General features: G+C 50.5%; 16 protein-coding genes. 4 read left to right on the forward strand and 12 right to left on the reverse strand.

What is annotated here, in order from left to right; genetic code table 11:
- Positions 1 to 9: 9 nt before the first annotated feature.
- The 7 genes from A7K91_RS09970 to A7K91_RS10000 all read right to left on the reverse strand — a co-directional run bounded on the left by A7K91_RS09970 (position 10) and on the right by A7K91_RS10000 (position 7,638).
- Positions 10 to 549 (reverse strand): GNAT family N-acetyltransferase, encoded by a 540-nt coding sequence (locus tag A7K91_RS09970; protein WP_068682213.1) that lies wholly within the window; start codon positions 547 to 549, stop codon positions 10 to 12.
- Positions 550 to 610: 61 nt separating this feature from the next.
- The gene (locus A7K91_RS09975) at positions 611 to 1,903 is read right to left on the reverse strand and encodes an arsenic transporter (protein ID WP_068682215.1); all 1,293 of its coding nucleotides are present in this window, start codon (positions 1,901 to 1,903) and stop codon (positions 611 to 613) included.
- 96 nt (positions 1,904 to 1,999) lie between these two features.
- A complete protein-coding gene (locus A7K91_RS09980) occupies positions 2,000 to 2,989 on the reverse strand; it encodes an ABC transporter substrate-binding protein (protein ID WP_068682219.1) in 990 nt (329 codons plus the stop codon).
- Between the two features lie 111 nt (positions 2,990 to 3,100).
- Positions 3,101 to 4,654: an AraC family transcriptional regulator gene (locus A7K91_RS09985; RefSeq protein ID WP_068682221.1), complete on the reverse strand. Its 1,554-nt coding sequence runs from the start codon at positions 4,652 to 4,654 to the stop codon at positions 3,101 to 3,103.
- A gap of 234 nt (positions 4,655 to 4,888) precedes the next feature.
- A complete protein-coding gene (gene fumC, locus A7K91_RS09990) occupies positions 4,889 to 6,274 on the reverse strand; it encodes a class II fumarate hydratase (RefSeq protein ID WP_068682223.1) in 1,386 nt (461 codons plus the stop codon).
- Between the two features lie 262 nt (positions 6,275 to 6,536).
- The gene (locus tag A7K91_RS09995; RefSeq protein WP_068682224.1) at positions 6,537 to 7,205 is read right to left on the reverse strand and encodes a bifunctional 2-keto-4-hydroxyglutarate aldolase/2-keto-3-deoxy-6-phosphogluconate aldolase; all 669 of its coding nucleotides are present in this window, start codon (positions 7,203 to 7,205) and stop codon (positions 6,537 to 6,539) included.
- Positions 7,206 to 7,320: 115 nt separating this feature from the next.
- Positions 7,321 to 7,638: a Dabb family protein gene (locus A7K91_RS10000; RefSeq protein ID WP_068682226.1), complete on the reverse strand. Its 318-nt coding sequence runs from the start codon at positions 7,636 to 7,638 to the stop codon at positions 7,321 to 7,323.
- Positions 7,639 to 7,920: 282 nt separating this feature from the next.
- On the opposite strand from A7K91_RS10000, the gene A7K91_RS10005 reads away from it, so the two are divergent.
- Positions 7,921 to 8,610, forward strand: a complete 690-nt coding sequence (locus A7K91_RS10005) for a class I SAM-dependent methyltransferase (RefSeq protein ID WP_068682228.1) — start codon at positions 7,921 to 7,923, stop codon at positions 8,608 to 8,610.
- Between the two features lie 622 nt (positions 8,611 to 9,232).
- On the opposite strand, the gene A7K91_RS10010 is transcribed toward A7K91_RS10005, so the two are convergent.
- The gene (locus A7K91_RS10010; protein ID WP_068682230.1) at positions 9,233 to 10,453 is read right to left on the reverse strand and encodes a multidrug effflux MFS transporter; all 1,221 of its coding nucleotides are present in this window, start codon (positions 10,451 to 10,453) and stop codon (positions 9,233 to 9,235) included.
- A 189-nt stretch (positions 10,454 to 10,642) separates the two neighbouring features.
- Here A7K91_RS10010 and A7K91_RS10015 point away from each other — a divergent pair, with 189 nt between their 5' ends.
- Positions 10,643 to 12,379 carry a cellulase family glycosylhydrolase gene (locus A7K91_RS10015; protein ID WP_068682232.1) on the forward strand — a complete coding sequence of 579 codons (1,737 nt, stop codon included), beginning with the start codon at positions 10,643 to 10,645 and terminating at the stop codon, positions 12,377 to 12,379.
- Between the two features lie 184 nt (positions 12,380 to 12,563).
- Here the strand turns inward: A7K91_RS10015 and A7K91_RS10020 are convergent, their stop codons facing one another.
- Entirely contained in the window at positions 12,564 to 13,376 is an 813-nt protein-coding gene (locus tag A7K91_RS10020) for an undecaprenyl-diphosphate phosphatase (protein ID WP_068682233.1), read from the reverse strand.
- A 372-nt stretch (positions 13,377 to 13,748) separates the two neighbouring features.
- On the opposite strand from A7K91_RS10020, the gene A7K91_RS10025 reads away from it, so the two are divergent.
- Positions 13,749 to 14,612, forward strand: a complete 864-nt coding sequence (locus A7K91_RS10025; protein ID WP_068682268.1) for a 3'-5' exonuclease — start codon at positions 13,749 to 13,751, stop codon at positions 14,610 to 14,612.
- A gap of 115 nt (positions 14,613 to 14,727) precedes the next feature.
- On the opposite strand, the gene A7K91_RS10030 is transcribed toward A7K91_RS10025, so the two are convergent.
- Together A7K91_RS10030 and A7K91_RS10035 are read right to left on the reverse strand one after the other, a co-directional pair.
- Positions 14,728 to 15,690: a response regulator gene (locus A7K91_RS10030; protein WP_068682234.1), complete on the reverse strand. Its 963-nt coding sequence runs from the start codon at positions 15,688 to 15,690 to the stop codon at positions 14,728 to 14,730.
- Positions 15,662 to 18,745 carry an ATP-binding protein gene (locus A7K91_RS10035; RefSeq protein WP_068682235.1) on the reverse strand — a complete coding sequence of 1,028 codons (3,084 nt, stop codon included), beginning with the start codon at positions 18,743 to 18,745 and terminating at the stop codon, positions 15,662 to 15,664. Before A7K91_RS10035 ends, A7K91_RS10030 begins: the two co-directional genes overlap by 29 nt.
- A gap of 227 nt (positions 18,746 to 18,972) precedes the next feature.
- Between A7K91_RS10035 and A7K91_RS10040 the strand changes: the two genes are divergently transcribed.
- On the forward strand, positions 18,973 to 19,815 hold the full coding sequence (locus A7K91_RS10040; protein ID WP_068682236.1) for a stalk domain-containing protein: 843 nt from the start codon (positions 18,973 to 18,975) through the stop codon (positions 19,813 to 19,815).
- Between the two features lie 207 nt (positions 19,816 to 20,022).
- Here A7K91_RS10040 and A7K91_RS10045 read toward each other — a convergent pair whose 3' ends face one another.
- On the reverse strand, positions 20,023 to 24,123 hold the full coding sequence (locus A7K91_RS10045) for a glycosyl hydrolase 53 family protein (protein WP_068682238.1): 4,101 nt from the start codon (positions 24,121 to 24,123) through the stop codon (positions 20,023 to 20,025).
- Between the last annotated feature and the right edge of the window lie 17 nt (positions 24,124 to 24,140).

The following is a 24,140-nucleotide window of genomic DNA, read 5'->3' on the forward strand; positions in this document are numbered from 1 at the left end:
CATCCGACCTCAAAAAGCATCATCCGTAATGGCGTAGAGGATATGATCCTCCCAGCTTCCGTTAATATGCAAATAGCGGCGGGCAAGCCCTTCTTGCCTGAAGCCGCATTTCTCCAGAACAGCGGCGGAGGCTTTATTGATCGGCATAACCGACGCCTGAATGCGGTGCAGCCCCTGCTCCCGGAATGCCATTTCTATGCAGCGGGACACCGCTTCGGTCATTAAGCCCTTGCCGCTATTTTCATGATGAATGAAATAGCCCAGATTGGCATTTTGAAAAGGGCCGCGGGCAATGCCGGATAATTCGATTCTGCCGATCAGCTTCCCCGTCCCGATTAACCATATGCCCAGCGGCAAGCTCTGCCCCAGCCGCATAGCCTCAAGGCCGGCAGCAATATGCTCCCTCTGGCCCTCCAGCGTCCAAAAGCGCTCATCCCGAATAGGCTCAAAGGGCTTCATAATGTCTTTGTTTTCCACTCTGATTTGCAGCATAGCCTCTGCATCGCTGATCTCCAGCGGCTTCAGTTCTATACGGGCAGGATTTCCCATAAGGCGCACACCTCGTTTTTCAAATTTTCAAAGCATATAAGGCTGAAAAATCGGCTGCCTCTTACGTTATAATCAGCAGCCACACATAAAGTCCAATAAGAGTAACCAGTAAAGTCGGCACAGTCAGCAAAATGCCGATGCGGAAATAATAGCCCCAGCCGATTTTGACGCCCTTCCGCGACAGAACATGAAGCCAGAGCAGCGTAGCTAACGAGCCGATTGGCGTTATTTTGGGACCAAGATCGCTGCCGATCACATTGGCGTAAATAAGCGCCTCCTTGATAACACCTTGCGCTCCGATGCCGTCTATAGCAAGCGCATTAATCATAACGGTAGGCAAATTGTTCATTAGAGAGGATAACAAGGCTGCCAGAAAACCCATGCCGATTGTAGCGGCGAACAAGCCTTGCTCCGCCATCCGGCCAATCAGCGTTCCCAGCGCATCCGTCAGCCCCGCATTTCTCAGGCCATAAACGACGACGTACATCCCGATGGAAAAAATAACAATAGACCAAGGCGCGCCCTTGACCAGCTTTTCGGTGTCGATTGTGCCGCTGGCGCGGGCCAGCATCAGAAAAATCAACGCTATCGGACCGGCCACAAGCGATACGGGAATGTGAATAAATCCGCTTATCAGATAGGCAGCCAGCAAAACAGCAAGCACAACCCATGAAAGCTTAAACAATCTTTTGTCCTTGATAGCGTCAGCGGGTTTGCCCAGCGTATCCAGCTCGTAGCGGGCAGGGATACCCTTTCGGAACAACAGATACAAAAACAGCAGGCTTGCCCCCAGGGAAACGATACCGATAACGATCATCCGGCTGCCGTATTGAATAAAGTTGATGCCAAAATAATCCGCCGACACGATATTTACGAGGTTGCTGACAACAAGCGGCAGCGAGGTGGAATCGGCAATAAACCCAGAGGCCATAATAAAGGGCAAAATCATCGCTTGAGGAAACTTCAGCGCCCGGACCATCGCCAGCACGATCGGCGTCAGAATCAACGCGCCCCCGTCATTGGTGAAGAAGGCCGACACAGCAGCACCCAGCACGATCATATACAGAAACATAAGCTTGCCGCTGCCTCCGGCCAATCTTGCCATATGCAGCGCGGCCCATTCAAAAAAGCCGATATCATCCAGGATAAGCGAAATCAAAACAACGGCGATAAATACTAAAGTGGCATTCCATACAATGCCGGTCACCGTCCAGACGTCCTGCAGGGAAACGACCTGAAACGCAAGCGCCAGCAGACCGCCTCCGGCTGCCGTCCAGCCGATGCCAAGCCCTCTGGGCTGCCAGATAACAAAAATAATCGTAATTAAAAACAACAGGCTTGCCACATATATCATGGTGCTCTCTCCCGGCTGCAGGTTATTATTCCATCCATCATTTTCGCAGCAGCCCGGGGTTTTGTAAATGGTTATTTTTAGCGCGCAGCATCAAGCTCAGGGAGCCAGCCAGTTCGCAAGCTCCTCCGTCTGGGCAAGCACGGCGATAGGATCGTAGTACCAGCTTCTCTCCTCCGGCCACAGATAGATTCGGTCCTGTTTAACAGCCTCCAGAGAGCCCCAGATGGGATCCTCTTTAAATTTTTGCAGATTCCATTCACTGATTGAGCCGACAGTCACAACAAGGTAGTCGCCCGCATATTCCGGCAAAATCTCCATTGATAATTCCTTCCATTGCTTCTCCATAATTTCATCGGCCACCTCTGCTTTTGGAGCGCGTCCCAATGCCTGATAAATCGGCTGGCCGCCGCGTCCAAAATTATCTCCATACACCCAAACTGCCTTGTCCGACCGCTCGAAAATAGTAAAGGTGGCATCGGCTGGAATTGCTTCATCCACTCTTGCTTTGGCTGCCGCAATTCGTTTATCGTAATCGCTCAGCCATTTGTCGGCCTTCTCTTTTAAACCGAGCAGCTCTCCAAAATAGGAAAGCTCCTCATGCGCATTTTTCAGCTCGCCATAAGGGATAGCGATCGTTGGAGCAATTTTGTTCATTTGCTGAAATCGGGCATCATCGTTGGTAGCTGTAATAATCAAATCGGGCTGCAAAGCGATTATTTTTTCAGAAGAGGCATTGCCATAATCGCCTATATCCTCCACTCCCTCAAGCGCTTCTATGTAATAGGGATTTTTAAGGTGAAGGCCCGGTGTGCCCACAGGGATAGCATCCAGAGCAATCAGACTTCCCAAATAATCGTCGGCGACAATCCGTTTTGCTGCAACCGGCACTTCAATATCACCAAATACAGTGGAAACTGTCTTGGTGCCGGATGCCTCCTTCTCTTCTGCTCCTGCGCTTGTTTCCAATGCTTGACCCTCCGGGTCCTTATTTTGATCGGCTTGGCCGCAGGCCGCAGCCAAAACGGCTGTCAGCAGCAGGGCCAGCAGCAACGCCGTTATCCTCCATTTTGGTTGTACATTTTTCATAATTCTTTTCCCCTCTCGCGATTTCTATAATGATAATCATTATCATTAGATTACTTTACCGCTGAATCCATTTAAGGGGAATGTCATTCTATGACTCGCGACCATGTTCATTTATGATGTCAAGCACTCAATCAAGCGCTTGAGCTGAAGCCTGGTCGAACCAGGATCAAATCCGTAAAAAAGCTCAAAATCGTTAATAACGTAAACCCTTCCCCGAGCAACCGCCCGCAGCCGGCCCCATGCAGGAGAATGAAAAAGCTTTTTGGACTCGATGGAATCCTCCATAGCGACGATAAACAGATAATCGCAGTCGAAATCAGCCACCTCAGATATAGGAAAGCTCAAAAACCCTTTTTTGTCCAAGCCTTGCTGCACAAGCTCCGCCGGCTTGCAAAATCCCAAATCGCCATACAATACCTGGGCGCCGCGTCCATAGGTTTCATCAAATGCGTAAGCAACTTCGGAATAGATTTCCCATACAGCCGCCGTGCCTCTGACGATGCCCCGCTTGTCCAGTACAGTGTTAGCTTCAGCTGCCCTTTGATCGTAATCCTTTAGACGCTCCTCCGCCCGCTCACGCCGGTCCGCTATGCTTGCAATGATGCGAAACTGCTCTCGCCAGGAAAGCGTCAATAATGACAAGGCCGCAACAGCTCCATAGCGATACAGACGTTTATCCTCCGCCAATAGCTCATAGCCAAGTATGACATCGGGCTTGCATTGCTCCAACTGCTCATAAGTGCCGTATCCAGCCGACCAATGCAGCTCCCATTTTTCATTTTCGCCCTCCGGCCTCTGGTGGCGCGACCACGGCGCATATGCGCCAAGCACAGGAGCAACGTCCAGCTCCAGCAGCATTTCCGTATGATTATAGTTTGAGGAAACAATGCGGCGAGACTTTTGCAAATAAAGGGACGGAGCCAGACCGATAATGCTTTTGAACTTTTTGCTAAAATAATAGCTGTCAATGTACCCGACCTGGCGGGAAAGCTCAAGCACATTATGAGCTTGTCCTGTAAGCAGCCTCAGTTGCGCCTCCCTTATGCGGAGCAAATTATGATAGGCCTTAAAGGTGCTGCCCGTTTCCTTGCGAAAGACTCTTGAAAAATGCTCAGGGCTGACGCCGGCATAATCCGCAAGGCTTTCGCGCGTCCATTCTTCAAAATAGCGGCGATGCAATAAATCCAGCACACGAGACAGCCAGGGTACAGACTGTGCTGCGCCTCCCTCCTGACGCTCCTCATGCAGCCTTGTCAGCAGCTCCAGCAAAAGGCGCTGAGGGTCCAGAGGTTTATTCAGCCGCTCTTTCCATGCCGTCTCCAGCTGCTGGCCAAGCAACAGCATTTCCTGCGAGCCCGCAAACGGCCTTAGCGGCAATGCTACCGGGGAAGGCCGCCTTCCATCAAGCGTCATTGCCTGATACTCAACTGCAATGGCTCTAAAAGCGATTGTCTCAAGCCAGCGGAAATGCTGAAAGCTGTCGCAGCATAACACGCTGCCCCTGACAAGCCTCTGCTCAGCGCCACGCAGCAAAACCCGGCTCCAGCCATCCGTTGCGATCAGGATTACCTTGCTGCTGCCCCATTCATATTTTGTCATCAGTGACGGGTTGTCGCCCGTTAACCGATGAACCGAAACCGGCAAATAATAGGTATAGTCTGACACGGCTCTGTATCCCTCCATCAACCCGGCTACCGTCACTGCTTGGGCCGGTGCTCCACAGCTACGGCTAATCCGGGCTGGTACTCATTGCTCCGGCTTATATATTGATCTATTATGCATGAAACGGAAAAAAGTGAAAAGCACCCCCTGTCCATAAAGGACAAAGAGTGCCGTTGAATAAGTCAGGCGAAATTTCGCGCTTCAAACGCAGCCGCCGTCTCTTTATTATTGCTGTTGTTATCTTTTGCCGATCATATTTTCAGGCTTAACGTATTCGTCGAATTGCTCTGCGGTCAGAAGGCCGCTAGCAATCGCGGATTCCTTAAGCGTCAAACCTTGCTTATGGGCGTTTTTGGCGATGGCTGCCGCATTTTCATAGCCGATATGCGGATTCAGCGCCGTTACCAGCATGAGTGACTGGTCCAGGTTGCGCTTGATCACGGCTTCGTTCGGTTCGATGCCAACGGCGCAATTGTCGTTGAACGACAACATGGCGTCCGCCATCAATGCCAGGGATTGCAGGAAATTATACATAATGACCGGCTTAAATACGTTCAGCTCAAAATTGCCCTGGCTCGCCGCAATTCCGATTGTGGTATCATTGCCGATGACCTGGCAGACCGCCATTGTCAGCGCTTCACTTTGCGTCGGGTTGACCTTGCCCGGCATAATGGAGCTGCCCGGCTCATTTTCCGGAATGACGATTTCGCCAATGCCGCAGCGAGGGCCGCTTGCCAGCCAGCGTACGTCGTTTGCGATTTTCATCAGGTCCGCCGCCAGCGCTTTGATTGCGCCATGCGTGTAGACGATTTGGTCGTGGCTGGTCAAGGAATGGAATTTGTTCGCCGCCGTTACGAAGGTTTTGCCCGTAAGCGCCGTTACTTCCTCCGCTACCGCTACCGCATAGTCGGGATGGGCGTTCAGGCCCGTGCCTACCGCGGTGCCGCCCAGCGCCAGCTCGCGCATTGTATCTACGCTTTGAATCAGCATAGCCCGCGTTTTGTCCAGCATCGCGTACCAGCCGCTGATTTCCTGCCCCAACGTAATGGGAGTGGCGTCCTGAAGGTGAGTGCGCCCGATTTTGACCAGATCGTTGAATTTTTCCGCTTTTTCATGCAAGGTGCGGTTCAGCACGTCCAGCGCCGGAATCAGCCGGTCCTCGACGGCAATAACGCCCGCGATATGCATGGCTGCAGGAAAGGTATCGTTGGAGCTTTGCGAGCGATTGACATCGTCATTGGGATGAATGCGCACGGCGCTGCCGCGCTCGGCAAGCAGCTGGTTGGCGCGGTTAGCCACCACTTCGTTTACGTTCATGTTGGTTTGCGTGCCGCTGCCTGTCTGCCAAACAACAAGCGGAAAATGCTCGTCCCACTTGCCGCTCAAAATCTCGTCGACTGCTTCGGCAATAACGCTTGCTTTATCTCCGTCAAGCACGCCCAGCTTGCTGTTCGCAAGAGCGGAAGCCTTTTTGATAATAGCCATTCCGTATACGACTTCGATTGGCATGCGTTCGCCGCCGATTTTGAAGTTTTGCAGGCTGCGCTGCGTTTGAGCTCCCCATAGCTTGTCTGCAGGAACCTTGATTTCACCCATCGTATCCTTTTCGATCCGATATTCCATTGCCGCAACGACTCCTTTTTTCAAATTTGCGCTTAGCTTCACTAAAAGTCCAAACCCAATTAACAACCCTTACCCTATCCTTTATAACGGAAAACGGGGCAGGAATCAAGACTTTGCGCAACGCTTTCATTCAAGTTCAATGCGCTTCCTGCCAGCTTTCTGCCTGTTTTCTGCCTGCTTCCTATCTGCTTTCTGCGTCAAGCTCTCTGCGTCAAACAAAAAGCGCCCTCCGCTTGGGGGCGCCGTCAGGATGCAGACGTCGTTACACGCCTTTGGCCTCGCGATACGCAGCCATATACGCTGCCGCTTTTTTCTCGATAAGGGAAAAATCCCCCGTTTTTACTGCATCTTTGGTCAGGTCGGAGCCAATTCCCACCGCTACTGCTCCGGCTTTGATCCAATCCTTCAGGTTATCCAGAGAAACGCCGCCTGTCGGCATGATGTTGGCTTGAGGAAGCGGTCCCTTGATGGAAGGAATGACGCTTGGCGAATACAGATTGCCAGGGAACAGCTTGACGATGTCCGCACCTAGCTCCAGCGCGGTTTGAATGTCCAGAATTGTCATTGTGCCCGGCAGCATTGGAACGGCATAGCGGTTGCACAGCTTGACCGTTTCCGGATTCAGGGAAGGTGCCACAACGAATTCTGCGCCAGCCAAAATGGCTGCGCGAGCCGTTTCAGGGTCCAGCACCGTTCCAACGCCGATAATCGCGTAGTTGTCGCTTTCAGGCGGCGCGTCGCTTGAATATTCCCTGGACAATTGCTCAATCGCCTTTAAGGCAAACGGCACCGTCATCGTAATTTCGATAACCTTGATGCCGCCTTTGACAGCCTGTCTTGCCATTTCCGCTACTTCCTCGGGCGAGTCCGCCCGCAGGACAGCTACTACTCCGGCTTCCGCCATTCTTTGCAAAATCTTTATTTTTTTCACGTGCGTCCATCTCCCCTTTGGTGCGTTTAGGTTTGAAAATGTATGTTATTCTCTTGCCATTATAGTCTTTTTTGGGGAATCCGGCAATTGCCCCGAATGCGTTTACAAACAGGCCTTAGCGAAGCTGGTAATCGATTTCAAGAAACCTCTCCACTTCAGTTTCCCAGCGCTCGCTCACAAACTTCTCATGCAGGGGATGGGCATTGTAGTCTTCATATTCATCCTGATTGGCAAATTCCATCGAAAATCCAAAGTCGTAATCATTTTTTGCGCTGACCTGCTTGTACACTTTAAAGGCCTTCACCACCGGAATGGAGGTCAGGATCGCCTCGCCGTCCGCCAAAAAGCGCTGCTCGGCCTCCGATCCCTTCTCATGCTTCAAGCTGAAAATAACAGAATGAAGAATCCAGTTTTCCTTGTTCACGCTGCTCATGGGCTCACTCCTTCAATGGTTTGCACTGCTTTCTTCAACATAACACAAGATAAGAGGCAATGCGACCCTTGAAGAGATTGACTTCACGACTATACAAAAAGGAGACCTTTTAATCAAAGAGGAAACCTTCCAACCAAAGAGGAGAAGCCTTCCAACCCGCCGCTCCGTCGCTAACCCACTCTTTTATAGTTTTAAACTATAAAATATATTCTTTTTATATATTTCCATATAGACTTAATGCCATTTATGCTTGATGTATCTTAAACAAGGAGGCGGTCGTTCATGACTGAACATGGCGTAAAATTTCAATTCGATAAGGCTGCTGCAAATTATGATGTCGAGCGTCGCGGGCTGATTCCCTGCTTTGACGAATTTTACGGAGCGGCAGTTGGCTGGACGGAGATTAAAAAGGAGAAGCCGCGCATTCTGGACCTGGGAGCCGGCACCGGGCTGTTGTCCGCCATGCTGCTGGAAAAATTTCCCTACGCTTCAATGACATTAATAGATTTCAGCGAAGAAATGCTGCAAAAAGCCAAATCCCGCTTTCAGGACGATAGCCGAGTCACCTATATCGCAGCAGATTACACCAACTATGATTTTGCCGAACCTTTTGACGCCGTCGTATCCGCCCTTTCCATCCATCATCTGTCCCATCAGCAAAAACAGGCGCTGTTCGCAAAAATCCGGGGCTGGCTCACGCCCGGCGGCTTGTTCATGAATGCAGACCAGACGGCAGCGCCGTCGGATAGCTGGGATCAAATCTATCGCCGGGCGTGGATAGATTCCGTCCGCAGAAGCGGCTTATCGGAATCAGCGCTGGAGGCTTCCCTCGAACGCCGCAAACAGGATATCAACGCCGGCTTGCGAGAACAGCTGGGATGGCTTGACGAAGCAGGCTTTAGCGAAAGTGATTGTGTCTACAAAAGCAATGAATTTACCGTATACGTCGCCTACGCCAATCCGGTCCAATAAAGCGTTCAAGCCAGCAGCGAACACCGACGCTATTCTTGATGTGTTTGTACGATTCATCGTACAAAATCGCGCATACCGACGCTCATTTCATTGCGTTTGTACGATTCATCGTACAAAACCGTGCATACCGACGCTCATTTCATTGCATTTGTACGATTCATCGTACAAAACCGCGCGCACTGACGGTAATCTCTATGCGTTTGTACGATTCATCGTACAAAACCGCGCACACCGACTCTCATCTCATTGCGTTTGTACGATTCATCGTACAAAACCGCGCACACCGACGCTCATCTCATTGCGTTTGTATGATTCATCGTACAAAACTCTCATCACTGTCGGTCGCCTTTATCCATGAAATGAAGAAGAAGACGTTTGGGTAAAAAAGCAGGCGGTCCCGCTCAGGGAACACCTGCTTTTTTGTTCTGGAGATTCGGTGATTATATGCTCCTTGCCTCATCTCATAAGCAGCAGTCGAATGTCCGTTTGACTTGGAAACGGGCTAATGGCGCGATACTGCCCACGCTTGACGCAATGCCGCACACGCTTGGCGCAATGCCGTACACGCTGGCGCAATGCCGCTCACGCTTGGCGTGTCACCCTGCCACTGCCATGCCAGACGTCAGGCCGCTTTTTTGCGCTGGCCCGTCAGTAAAACAAAGCTAACAACAGCCAAAGTGACCATAAGCAGCATGACAGCTGCCAGCGGAACGGCGGTTGTTTCGCCGCCAAGCCCAACCAGGGGAGCTGCTACTCCGCCAAAAATAAACGAAAGCATACCCAGCAGCGCCGAGGCGCTTCCCGCCGATTTGCCCTGATCCTGAAGCGATAGCGAGGTGGTCGTTGTAGAGATTATGCCGATACTGGATACAACAAGGAAAAAGGCGGGAATGACAAAAGCCAGACCAAGCTTCAGCAAAGCAGAAGCCATCAGCAGCAGCGCCCCCGCAGCAGCCATCGCAAGGCCAAAGCCGAGCAAACGCCGGGCTTCAATCCGGGCCGCCAATCTTCCCGCTATCTGTGTTGCAATAATAAGGCCAAGGCCGTTCAGGCCAAAAATAAGGCTGAACATTTTGGCAGACACGCCGAATAGCTGCTGCAGGACAAAGGTAGACCCCGATATATACGCAAACATCGCCGCCATCATAAAGCCTTGCGTGAGCGCATACCCAACGAATGTGCGATTGCCAAGCAGCTTTCTGTAGCTCATGAGCATATTGCCCATACCGCCCTTGGAGCGGCGCTCTGGGGGCAGCGTTTCTTTGAGGCCCAGCAGCACCGCAGCAAGCATAAGAATGCCCAAAAAGCCCAGCACCGCAAATACGCCCCGCCATGAAGTAAAGGTCAAAATATTCGCGCCGATAATGGGCGCAAAAATCGGCGCCGCGCCGTTAACAAGCATAAGCAGCGCGAAAAAACGGGTTAACTCTACGCCGGAATATAAGTCCCTGACGCTTGCCCTGGCTACCACAATCGCCGCTGCGCCAGCCAGGCCTTGCCCAAGCCGGAGCAGCACAAACGTCCAGATGCTAGGGGCAAAGACGCAAAGAAAGGAAACTAGCGTATAAGCTGCAACGCCAAAAATGAGCGGATAACGTCTGCCGCGCACATCGCTGATGGGACCAACGATTAATTGGCCAAGCGCTATACCAAGCAAAAATGCGGTCAGGCTAAGCTGCGTCAAGCTTGCCGAGGTTTTTAGCTCCTCTGCAAGCGCAGGCAGCGCCGGTAAATACATATCGATGCTAAGCGGCCCGATCGCCGCAAGCGACCCCAGCACGGCGGCGAGGAACAACCTGCGCGAGCGCGTTGACGAAGAATGAGATAAAGATGCGGAATTCATGATGAGTACTCCCTTTCTAGTAGCTGCTTACAAAACATAAGCTTAATTGTAAACCCGCTGTCTCATTTCGGCAAATTATTTTATCACTAAAGGACCCAATCACATGGATTAACTTGTAATTATATGGTATTGTTGGGTTGTACAGCGCTTTCATTATTTTTACACCTATTCCATAAGGAGGTTAAAGTGATGAAGCTATCAGGAAAAAAGATGTACATCGTTGTATTCATGCTAATTGGAGCACTTCTGGCATCCGGTTGGAGTTCAGCCGCCCCTCAGGGAAACAATGGCATCACCGTTCAAACAGCCAGCAGCATGCAAGCCTATGTTGAAGATATGCAGCCTGGCTGGAATTTGGGCAACAGCTTTGATTCTGTCGGTCTCGGGGGCACATCCAATCCATCCGCCGAAAACGAAACGGCGTGGGGCAACCCTATTGTCACCAAGCAGCAAATTGAACAAATTGCAAACCAAGGGTTTAAAAGCATTCGCATTCCAGTCACCTGGGAGCACAAGCTTGGCGCGGGGCCAAGCTACACCATTACACCTGCTTATCTGAACCGGATTCAGGAGGTTGTTGATTGGGCGCTCGACGAGGATTTATATGTCATGCTCAATATTCACCATGACTCCTGGAGATGGGTTAACAACATGGGTTATCAGAGAACACAGGTGCTTGAGCGGTTTAACGCCATATGGGAGCAGCTCGCCGACCGCTTCAAAAACCACTCCAGCAAGCTTATGTTCGAAAGTGTGAACGAGCCGCAATTCAGCAGTCCCGGTATAGCCGGCGAACAGGAAATGCTAAATACGCTCAACGAATCCTTCTACGATATTGTTCGTACATCCGGCGGAAACAATGCTACTCGCCCGCTTGTGCTGCCCACCATGCATACCTCCTCCGAGCAGCATCATCTTGATGCTTTATACACTTCCATCATCGGACTTAACGATCCCAACCTGATTGCAACAATCCATTATTACGGATTTTGGCCGTTCAGCGTCAATATTGCCGGGTTTACTAAATTTGACGCGACAACCCGTAATGATATCGTCTCTTCCTTCGACCGCATCTACAACACCTTTACCGCGCGTGGCATTCCCGTTGTTATCGGAGAATTTGGACTGCTGGGCTTTGACCAGCATACCGGCACCATTCAGCAAGGCGAAAAGCTCAAGTTTTTTGAATATATGATACATTACGCCCAGCTCAAGGGGCTGACCCATATGCTTTGGGACAACGGGCAGCATTTTAACCGGACGACTTATCAGTGGAAGGATCAGCAGCTGTTCGACATGATGGAAGCCAGCTGGAGCGGACGTTCGGCAACAGCCGCCACCGATCAGGTTTTTGTCAAGCAGGGACAGCCTGTCACGGACAAGTCTATCGCGCTGGAGCTTAACGAGCCTGGCAATGCACTTCTGAATCTCTCTATCGGAGGCGTCAATCTGACTGCCGGCACCGATTACACCTTCAGCTCCGGCACGCTGACGCTTAAAGCCGGGCTATTGAGCAGCTTGACCTCCTCAGCCGCGCTTGGCAGCAAAACAGCCATCAAAGCCAGCTTCAGCAAAGGGGCAGACTGGACCTTCAACGTGATGCTGTACAACACGCCCACCTTGTCTGCTGCTTGGGGCAGCACGGGCAGCTTTGCCATTCCGGCATCCTTTAATGGAGACCAGCTGGCTACCATGGAGGCCAACTACTCCTACGGTGGCAATGCCGGCCCGCAAAATTGGACATCCTTCAAGGAATTTGCAAGAACATTCGAGCCGGTTTACGCCAGCAATCAAATCTTGCTGAAGCAGGAATTTTTTAATGAGGTGCATGACGGCACCGTCATTCTGAAATTCCATTTCTGGAGCGGAGAAGTGCTGCAATATACGCTGAACAAAAGCGGAAGCAGCGTAAGCGGCACCCCATAAACTTCTTGAGAATATTGGGGATGTTGTTACACCATTTCTGTTAACTATAATGAAGGCGCTGTCACTGTATGTGTGTTAATGTAGTGCTGTACGCGAAAAACCCTTCAAGCCCTGAGGGAACAGGAGCTTGAAGGGTTTTATTTTTTTACTAAATGCAAAAAAGCGACAGCCAGGCGAAGACCTCTTACAGCAATACCAGCAGCAAAATTCCTGCGGCAAAGCAATAATAAGCGAAATAGCCCAAATTGCCCTTGGCCATAATATTCATCAGCCATTTCATGGACAAGTAGGTCAATATTAGCGTAGCGATAAACGCAATAGCATAAGGCAGCCAAAGCGTGGACATTTCGGGATCGGACGCAATATCGGAAGCGCCTACCAGCAGCCCGCCAAGGCTGATCGGAATGTACAGCATAAAGGAAAAGCGCAATGCGGTCTCCTGCTTCATCCCTACCGCTATCGAAGCAATAACGGTTGCACCGGAACGGCTAATGCCCGGAATCAGCGCCACTGCCTGAGCCAAGCCAACAAGTATGGCGTCCTTGAGCTTCAGATCCCCTTCCCTCTTTACCCCTCTAAGGTTACGAATCAGCCATAGCGCCGCGCCAGTAATCAGAAGCGTAAGCCCCACCATTTTGGCCGATGAAAAAACAGACTCGATCTGATCCTTGAACAAAACGCCGAGTATGCCTGCCGGAATCGTGCCAACAACGATATAAACGATAAACATAAAGTCCGACTTGTATTCCCTTTTGCGCGTTGTCATAAATTTGCAGCCGTTTACCGCAAGCTTCAGCAGCATCTCTCTGTAAATAAACAAAATCGCAATCAAGGAGGCGGTATTCAAAAACACTTCAAACGCCAGCCCTCTGTGTTCCATCCCCATCAATTGCTGCGCAATAATCAAATGACCGCTTGATGACACGGGGATTGGCTCTGTAACGCCTTGAATGATGCCCAATAGCAAATACTTCAAAATCAAAATAAACTGTTCCATTTTTCCACTCCCGTATGTATGAAGTTGCAGTCGATTCTTATTCTATCGTTATGCTTTTACATAAGTCAGTATAAAAAGGCGGAAATATCATCGCTATCGATTTCCCTTTCGGCAAGCTTACAAATTTGTAAGATTAAATCAGCCCCGGAATGCTGTTGCCTTATCTAACATATATAAGTTGAACAATCGAAAACAGGACGACATGCCAGCGTGTGCAATTGGCGATCGGAAGAACTTTTCACACGGCGGCCCCATTCGCTGTTATTTTTTTGTTCGCCTCATCTAGTATAGCGATTTTGTGGAGAATGAGCAAAGCGGGTCGACATCTGATAGAATAAATAAATGGAGTTTATGAAATCGGAGGTTGCTCATTTGGATTATATTATTTTGGACATTGAATTTAACGGCCGCAAGTTTGCCAGCGAGCTGCCGATGGAGGTCATCGAAATTGGCGCGGTCCGATTAAACAAGGATTTGGAGCCCGTGGATGAATTTACAGAGTTCGTCAAACCGGTTTATTTTGCAAAACTAAACAGCTTTATTCAAAAAAAAACCGGCATCCCTCAGGAGTCGATTGATACTGCCCATCGTTTCCCAAAGGTCATTGGCCGTTTTCTGGAATGGCTCGGACGGAGCGAGCAGCTGATGCTTGTAGCTTGGGGCGGAGAGGACTTGAAGCGGATTGTGCTGGATACGAGAATGCACAAGCTGGATGACAGCTTTTGGCTGGGCAACGATTATTACGATTTGCTAAAAGGTTTTTTGCGCTGCAAGGGGCTGACCAACGACGTCAGCGTTGAAGCCGCTTTAACCGATCTTGGACTCAGCAGCGACGGTTCTGCGCACCGCGCGCTGGACGATGCCCGGATGACAGCGGATATTTTCCGCGCTGTGTATCATCAGCTCGACTTCTCGTTCGTAACGCGATATAAGGACACCTATTCCAATTCCAAGGAAAGACGGCTCATCAAAAACAATATCCGTTTTTTCCGTTCGCAGAAGGTTCCGCAAACCTGGGAATCATTCCTCGAGCATGTCCTGAAGGACAAAATCAAAGGACTCGACAATCCTAAAAAAAGGGATGAATTGCAGGCTTGCTTTGAGGCTGAGATGGTTAAAAAGCCGGTTCCCAAGGAGAAGCGCGCCCCCCGGACAAGCGAAACGCAGCCTGAAACGGCTGATCAAGCCTCGCTCCATTCGGAAACAGATCTTAAAAAACCTGAAAGCCAGCCCTGATTTCTCCCAAACATGCAGGCATAAGTCAGGCCAAGGCTATTTTGGCCTGGGGCGTGTATGAAGCTGCCAGTGGAGCAGAAGATGAACACGCCCAAAAAGCCCGCATGAAAATTTTTCAAAGCTGCTCCAGCTGCTGCAGCCGGCTTTCCAAAATACGCCTGTTTCCACCCTTCGCCTCCATCAGCCGCTTCTCCAGAAAATGAATATATTTAAACCGAAGCTCCTGCCTTTTGGCATCGGCCCACTGGTAATACTCCATCTCCAGCAAATCTCCCCTGTACAGAGCCAGCATTTCCTCGATCTGTTGTTCTCCGGCGTGATCGCCCGCTCTATCCAGCAGTTCCTCAAGCCGTTCAAAATCGCTGCTGATCCAATCCGTGTTCATCCAGTAGCGTTCATCCCCAAATTCCACTTTGCCAAAAAAACCTTCCGACTTCAGTATATTCCGCAAGCTATACAAGGTCGTATGAAACAAAGCCTGCGCCTTTTCGCTGTCGATATTGGGCCATAGCTCGTCCATCAGATGATAACGATGAACCGGCTTTCCATTATGCAGCCACAAATACGCAAACAGCTCCTTTGTTTTTTTGGTTCGCCAGGTCATCAGCTTTCCGTTTTTGTCGTACAGCTCCAGACTGCCCAGCACCTTTAACTGGAGCTTCCCCTTCACCTCCGGCGTTTTTTGAAAAATAGTGCCCTCCAGCTCGCTATGTCTTAATTTCAGGCGGGCATAACGCTGCAGCGTTTCCAGCAGCCTTTCCTTGGAAACCGGCTTTAGCAAGTAGTCAATCGCGCGGGCGTCGAAGGCCTGCACCGCATATTGATGATAGGCGGTTACGAATACAATTTCGGCATCCGGACAAAGGGCGGATAATTGTTTGCCCGCATCAAGCCCGTTCATACCCGGCATTTCAATATCCAGAAAAATAATATCCGGCTGCAATTTCCCCGCAGACGCCAGAGCCTCCGATGCAAGCTGGCATTTGCTTATGACTTGAACGCCGCCAATCTCATTCAACAAAATCTCCATAACATCCAGTGCAATTTTTTCATCGTCGATCAGCATGACTTTCAGCATCGCTTACCTCCGGTACTAGAAGCATAACACGGGTGCCTTTCCCTTGTACGCTGTTGATTTCAAGCTTCAAGTTGTACAGCATTTGCAAACGCCGGTTTACATTGCGAAAACCGATACCCGAAGCCCGGTCCTGCTCCAGCGTTTCCATTTGCTGCATGCTCATCCCTACTCCATCGTCCTCCACAACAATTTGAACAGCTCCATTACGGCGGCGCGCGGTAATTCTCAACGTTCCGCCTTCCGGCTTTGGCCCGATGCCGTGCCGCACGGCATTTTCCACAATAGGCTGAAGCGTCAGCGGAGGGATTAAACATTCAATATTGTCGTCCAGATCATAGACAATTCGCAGCCTGTCACCAAAACGCAAGCTTTCAATCGCCACATAAGCCTGAACCAGCTCCAGCTCGCGTTCGAAGGCTATTCGCTCGCTATGGAACACAAAGGTGAATTTAGAGCGAAGATAGGTCGTTAAATGATAAATGGTTTCCCTAAGCTTTATTGTATCGGTATAACTCAATCCTACAAGACTATTCAGGCTGTTGTACAGAAAATGAGGCGTAATCTGGGCCTGCAGAAAATCCATTTCCTTTCGGACGGCCTGCTCGGAGGAATCCTTCATCTTGATTAGCGACTGCATTCTGGCCTTTAATTCCGCCAGCTCAAACGGCTTCTGCAAAATATCGTTGGCGCCTGCCTCGAATGTCGCCACCATATCGCCGGTTCTGCCAGAAGCGGTGAGCATCAGCACGGGCAACTCCGCCATCCCCTGCGTCAGCCGGATCCGGCGGCATACCTCCACCCCGGAAATGCCCGTCAGCATCAAGTCCAGCAAAACCAGATCCGGCATACGGCCGCTCTGCAGCACATCCAGCGCTTCCTCGCCGGAACCTACCGCGTCATAAGAATAACCCATTGCGGACACAACGTCGATCAGCACCTTCATGTTAGAAAGCTCATCATCCACAATCAAAATATGGAATAGACCGCCCGGAGCGGATTGCAGCTTGCCGGAAATCCGATCCCTGTGCTCAGCCAGCGAGTCGTCTCCCTCCACCTCCGCCTTGGTTGCCGCCACCTCCGCTTTTGCATCCAGCGGAAGCGTAAACGTAAACCTTGAGCCGCGGCCTACCTCGGAGTCTACCTCCAGTTGCCCCCCCTGCATTTCGATCAGCTGCTTGGAAATGCTCAGGCCTAGTCCAAGGCCCTCCGGAACCTCATCCTGCCCGGCTTCTCCGTATTGCCGTCCAAAGGGCTGAAGGATGTGCTCAAGCTCCTCCGCTGGGATGCCCGGACCTGTATCCGTAACAGAGATTGCCAGCTTTCCGTCTCGGCATTCCGCAGTTATGCTGACCGTGCCTTGCTTGGTAAATTTCAGGCCGTTTTCGATCAGATTATGCAAAATTTGCTTCAGCCGGTTTTCGTCGGCATAAACAAGCGGCAGCTCCGAAGGCAGCTCGTTAATGAGCCGTACCTCTCGGTTAATCGGCACAATTGACAAGGTCTCCATCACAAAATGAAGCGATGTCCCCACGTTAACGGAGGAGGGATGAATAACGAACTGTCCGTGTCTGATCCGGTTCATGTCCAGTATATCATTGACAAGGCCGGACAATCTTCGTCCCATCAGATGGAGAAGACGAATATTTTCGCGATGCTTCTCCTGCAGGGGTTGCTCCGCATTATCCAGCAAGGATTGAGATAAATTAACAATGCCGTGTAACGGCGTTCGCAGCTCATGCGACGTTTTGGCCAAAAACTCATCCTTCTGGCGGTCATATTGCAGCAGCTTTTCAGAAAGCTGTTCACTACGCAAAAAATTGTCCTGCAGCCTGTCGGAAATCAGCATCGCCTGCGACAAAAGAAGCAACAATGGCGTTACAATCATAAAATAGGGGTTATCCAGCGCAAACAGATACCTTGATTGTCCGAATATAAACCATACCATCAGGAAAAAAAAGCCCAGCAGCAAATGCTGGCTGCCACGAATGTCTTTTTGGCGTCCGCGAAAAATCGCTCTTAAAATAACAATTAAAATAAAAAGCTGCATCACAAGGGCAATCGGCGATAGCGAGGGCAAATAAGCATTAGGCAAAAAAAGCAGCACTGCCAAAAACGCCAACACGCTAACCCGCAGCCTTTTGAACAAGACGGCTTTGGCTTCATCCATATAGGTATGGACATAAGCGGCAAAGAAATAAAAGCAAAGAAAAGGCAGCAGAAATAACAGCCGCTGCAAATAAGGAAACGGCAATTGCGGAAAAATGGTTAACGCCACAATTTCATTGTCAATACTGACAAACAAACCCGTTGACAGGCAAAACAGGCAAAAATACATAAAGTACCGTTCCTTGCCCCACTGCCTGAACATGCCAGCATAATAAAGGCCAAACGTAATCAGCATCGCTAATATAGCCACGTCAGCCAGTCTTGCGCTGTCAATGCGCTTGCCCAGGTCCGCAGCCAGGCCGAATTCCGGAGCCTGAACAATCCCTCCGCCCAGCAGATTATAATTTGCCGTATGCACGATAATTTCCGCAATTCCTTTATCCAGCTGAAAGGTTTGGTAATACGGTTTATTGCTTGGCAAAAATTCCTCGGCGGAAAGCGCCGGCTTCCCGCTCCCGCCCAAATCAACCCCATTTACAAAAAAACGGCTGGCTATCCGTACCTTCTTGGCACGAAGTCCGTATATGCCGCTCTCGGGAACATTGATCAGAAGGCGAAAGGTGGCCGCACCTTCCTTTTTCGGATTTGCGGATATGATGCTTTCTTTCACATCAGTGGGCACGCTTTTAAGCGTTCGTCCCTCAACCGGATTGCCGCCCCGTGCTCTAAAGTCTGCGGGAGTCAGCAATTCGTTGTCATAATGCTCCCACTCCCCGCGCAAAAGCAAATAACCGTTTGTTTTGAAATCCCACTCCCCTGCATCAAACAAACCGTTCAGAGCCTTTACTCCATTGCTTGAAGGGGTAAGCCATTGGTAGACGCTAATAACCGTGATGAGTGCAAACATCCCGATCATAAGCAGCAGAGTAATCTCTTTTTTTGCTCTCATTATCATTGATCTCCATTTTCTTTATATCCGCTAATCATTCGACAAATTTGTCGAACTTCCTGTATTTTATAAAATCTGTATTTATAAAAACAAGGAATATGATGTTATTTGTCGAATGTATCTCTTACAAAATGGGGATTCCATAATATTCAAGACCGGGCATGTCTTCAGAAACGCCCTGCTAAGAGTCCTGCATTATACCACATTCTTTTGGAGGGAATCGTTTCATGCAAATCAAAAAATCGGTATTTATTTCTTCACTTCTGGCTTGCAGCCTTGTCTTTGGCTCTGTAGGCGTAGTTGCCTCAAACGGGATAGAGAAAATTTCCGCGTCCCTAAATCACAACATTAAATTTTTACTAAACGGAAAATCATGGAAACCGGCTGATGTAAACGGAAATGAGCTTTCCGCGCTTGTGTACAAGGGCTCCACCTATGTACCGCTTAGAGCAGTAGGCAACGCGCTGGGAGCAAATGTTGACTACGACTCCAAAACATTGGTTATATCCATTGATGGCTCCGATAGCGGTATTCCCTATTTGGACAGTTCCTCTGGGGGGAGCACAAGCGGAAGCAGCAGCAGTTCCGGTTCCGCGACAGCACCAGTCTCCAAAGGCCTGATGAGCTATCCTGCTAACTTTGACGCTGAAAAAATTGCAGACAGTGATCTGAGACAAGAAGCCGTTAAGCTGATCAAAATATATGGCGAATCGCTTGCAAGTAAAAGCACCAGCAAATTTGATGCCTATATTAAAGAAAAGGCTGCTCCAAAAACAAAAGACGGCCTCTTTACCGGGCATCAGTTTTCCATTAATTCCTACTCAGAATTAATTAAAGATACACTTAATGACAATGATGCAAAAACGATAACCGCATATTCCAACACGATGAAATCCGTAACTGCGGCTGACCTCGATATATTCGAGAACTACAAAGATGAATATACCGCATCCTTTAGCTTCAGTTTTTATCCTGAGGATTGGAATGACGACAGCGGAGCATACATCTCCTTCTGCTTTGTTGTTCAAGATGACGGAAAATATGTATTAGATTACATCTTCATGGGCTAGAATGAACAAATCAACAATGATGACACAGCAAGCTTGAACAGAACAAATAAAACTCTTCATGCCATCTCAACATTTAATAAGCCGAAATCACTGCACCGATATGCAGGAATTTCGGCTATTTTTGTTATCAGTCGGCATTATTGATGCCAGCTTAAGTTATTCTAGCTTTGCTTGAAGCGCGGATACGCATTTGTTAAAGCACCTAAGTTAAAGACCCATAAGCAATGCAAGCAGCTTGGCGCTTTCAGCACGGGTTGCGTAGCCCTCCGGCTCAAAGGCTCCATTGCCGCGGCCTTCCAGAAGACCCAGCTCGACTGCAGCTCCAACGGAGCTTTCCGCCCAAGCTGCGATCGAAGCACGGTCAGTGAATAACTCTGTGCTGCCCGCTTTCGGAGCTCGGCCTTCACGAAGCTCGAATGCCCGAATTACCATAACCGTCAATTCCTGGCGGCTGATGGCCTCCTCCGGAGCAAAATGTTCGCCGCTCCGTCCCTTAATCAAACCAGCCTCCGAAGCCGCAGACACCGCTGACGCGTACCAGGCCGAGCTGTCAACATCCTTAAACGATGTACCCACAGTGCTTGTTGTCAAACCTAAGCTGCGAACAAGCATAGCTGCAAATTCAGCCCGTGTAACAGCCGCCCCGGGCGCAAACTCCGTTTCGCTTTTTCCTGTAATGATATGTTTTGCAGCCAATGCCTTGATGTAGGGGAACGCCCAATGCATCTCACCTGCATCAAGGAAGGTTTTGTTGTATTCCAGCAGTCCATATGCGCTGAAATGCGAAACCTTCGCTGTCATTATGCCATCAGCTATTATACCTCCTGCATATTGAAGAGTACCGTCCTCGCCGATATAATAGACGCCCAGGGTGCTGGTATCGGCATCCGCAGGCACGGACCATTTCAGCTCGACAGGCTGGCTGAACTCGCTTAGCTTCGTTTCATTGCCATCGCGATCGATAACCGACAGCGTCAGCTCGATTACAGTTCCCGCTTGCTTTAGCTCCGCGCCGGCCTTTGTCCCTGCGAGGGTTAGCAGCCTGCTTTGCTCCGTTTTCTCAAGCGGAGCAGCCTCCAGTGAAATATATGCTCCAGCAAGCTTGTTCTGGAGCATCTGCTTCAATGAATCTATTATTTTACCGGGAATTTCAACAGTCAGCTCCCCGGTCTTTACGACCAATTTCCGGCTTCCGTCAAGCCCGGCCAGACCTGCTGGCAGAAGCACACGGCTTTCGCCGCTATCCAGACCTGCTTCAATATTGCCCTCCGCGTCCCGCTCCGGGTTATTGATCACTTTACCTGCAGGCAAGGACGGAGCATTCGGCAAAATAATGGGCGGATTTCCACCCGAAGGCGCTTGTGGAGCAGCGGATACAGACTGAGACAAGGCAGATTCAACGCCGTTTTTGTCAAGCGCGGACACCTGGAAGCTATAGGTGGTTCCATTGCTCAAGCCGCTGGCCCGATAGACGCTTTCCGTAACCGTCGCTTCGCTTTCCACGGCCGACTTTTGCTTCGCGCCGTTGATGTAGATGTTGTAACCAACAAGGCCTTCGACTTCAACGGCATTCCATTTCAAATCGACATAACCGTTGCCGGCCGTCGCCGTCAAACCTGTCGGTACGGCAAGAACTGGCCAACCTCCGGGGTTGCCGCTGTCCGGCAGATCGCCGGTACGAATCAGCTCCCAATCGTCAAAGTCACCGCCCGCTTCTATAGCGTCTGTTACCACGGCGCCGATTTCCAATGTTCCGTTAGAAACCGCTATGCCTGCAATTTCATTGCGATTCCAGCTGCTCCAGCCAGAAGCGGTCAATGCGGTTTTCTGCACATCATTGCCAGCCCCCGCGTACATATAGCTTTCGCCAATCGGGGCCGCATTAGCTCCAATTCTGGACATCATCGACAACGTATACACGCCGTTTGGCAGGTTTGTTACGATTTGCTTCGCAGTGATCAAGCTGCGATTCCAGAAATGAAGAGCGTAGGAGCCGGAATAAGGCGCTTCGCCAGTGCGGCTGCTATTGCTCAATATCCATGCCGACATATCGCTGCTTTCAAAGCCGGGATTCGCCACATAGTTTTTTGGACGGACAACAATGGACGCCTGCACGACGCCTCCACCCTCCAATGTCCCCGTGGCGCTGTAGGTCCCTGCTTTTTCGTAAGGGTATTCAGCCGGAGTCCAGGACAATACATTGATGTCGCGATAAGCTCCGTCCTCGTAGAGACCTTTTGTTTTGCCCGGCAGCGGGACATTAATGCCTTCGCTTGTTGCAAGAGACACATGTTCTGCCTCTACCAGATCAGGCGCTGTATAATCGCTGCCATCTCCACGGACCAGATTAAACACCTTTATGGACGGAATCGCTTCACCGAAAAAGGTAAACATCGCCTGATTGGACCAGCCGCTTCCGCCGTCCTCGGGAATTTCCTCTCCCTGATACGATGCGGCATATTTGGTGCCCCAGCCCGTATCTGCGCCCGGAAGCCATGCCGGCTCCCAATAAAACACCCCGAGGCCGCGCTCATTCGGAACCTCTGCCACTGCCGCGATTACGTCGCGGATAGCAGACGCCTGGCCGGATACCGTAGCTTTGTAGCCGCCGGCTTTTTCCGATGCCTGATTGAATACGTGGCCCGTCGGACCATTGTTTGGCACATCCTCCAGTGTATAGGCATAGGAGGTTTCCGCGATGACAACATCCTTGTTGAAGGTTGCGGACAAATCGTTCATCACCTTGCGGATATTGTCAAAGGAGCCATGCCAGAACGGATAATAGGACAAGCCGATAACGTCGTAATCCAGATCCTTATAATTGCTATAAAAGTCTACTAATCTTTCTGTTCCATGATCAGGATTGGCGCGATGCAGCAGCACCTTGATTCTGTCCCCGCCCTTGTCGCTTTGGGCCTGGCGAACAGCCTGAATTCCGCTATCAATGTATTTGACTGCCGCGGCAGGCGATTTGCCCAGCGGCCATAACATGCCATCGTTAATTTCATTGCCTACCTGAACCATGTCGGGATAAGCTCCGGCATCCGCCAGGGATGAGATGACATCCAGCGTGTAGTCATAAACAGCCTGCTGCAATTGAGCTTCATTAAGGGAAGCCCATGCCTTCGGCGTTTTTTGCCGTGCAGGGTCAGCCCAGAAGTCGCTGTAGTGGAAATCAACCAGCACCTTCAGCCCCGCCGCTTTGGCCTGCTGGGCCATTTCAATAACGGCTTCCTTGTTTACATTGCCGGCGCCGTACCAGTTGCCATTTTCATCCTTGGGATCATTCCACAGACGAAGACGAATCCAGTTCACGCCATTTTCCTTCAAAATATCCATTAACGGCTTCTGCACGCCATTCAGGTCGTAATAGCTGCGCCCCGCCTGCTGGATCGCCAGAATAGTGGAAATATCAGCGCCCATAATAAAATCGTTCCGCTTGCCATCCTGAAGCTCGGCTACAGGCTGTACAAACAGCGTGCTGTCTCCCAGCCGCTGCATTTGATCCGATACAAATACGGATGTTTTTCCGTTTGCCGGATTGCCGTCAATTGTGCCGGAAACGGTAATAACCGCTTCCCCGTTACCTGCGGCAGTAACGATTCCGGCTGCGCTAACCGTTGCAACGGATTCGTCGCTGCTGCTGTACACCGCATCGGTCACAGCAGGCGAGTTAGCTTGGCCTTTTACTTTGACGGCCAGCTGCTGAGCTGCTCCCGGACGCAAATTGATTCCGTATGGACTAATGAGCAGCGTCTTTACCGATGGCTCATGCTCGGCGGCAAAAACAACATCCTTGAAATAACCGTAATGCTCGGCCGACGCTTTTACGGTAAATCCGATAACGGCTTCCCCGCTTGCGCCAACTTCAATGCCGCCCAGGCTCAAATCGCGCGGGGACGTCCACCCGCTGCCTGTGTAGGTAACTGGCGTACTGAAGCTGTCCGCTTCCGTTTGGGCAAACATAACCGACCCTGCCGACGGCTCGCCTTTGTCGCCATAGGTTTTGGCCGTCAGCTTGTAGGTGCCCGGAGCCAGCCCCGTCAGCTTGTGCGTGATGGTAAAGTCCATGGACGAGCCGTCCCAATAACCCAAACCTCCTGCGTCCGCTGCCGAATTATCCGAAAGGGTTTGCGGCCATTCACCGTTAAGCAGCCACTCGGCGATATTGCCATTGACCTTGAGATTGCTTGTCGGAACAATATCATTAGTTGCGGCCTGCACCTTTAATCCCCCCAAAGGAAACAGCGATACCACCATAACCGCTGCGAGCAAACCCGCCATATGCTTAAACCATTTGCGTTGCATATTCTACCTCCTCACAA

Source organism: Paenibacillus oryzae, assembly GCF_001675045.1.
In the GTDB taxonomy this organism is placed as follows: domain Bacteria; phylum Bacillota; class Bacilli; order Paenibacillales; family Paenibacillaceae; genus Pristimantibacillus; species Pristimantibacillus oryzae.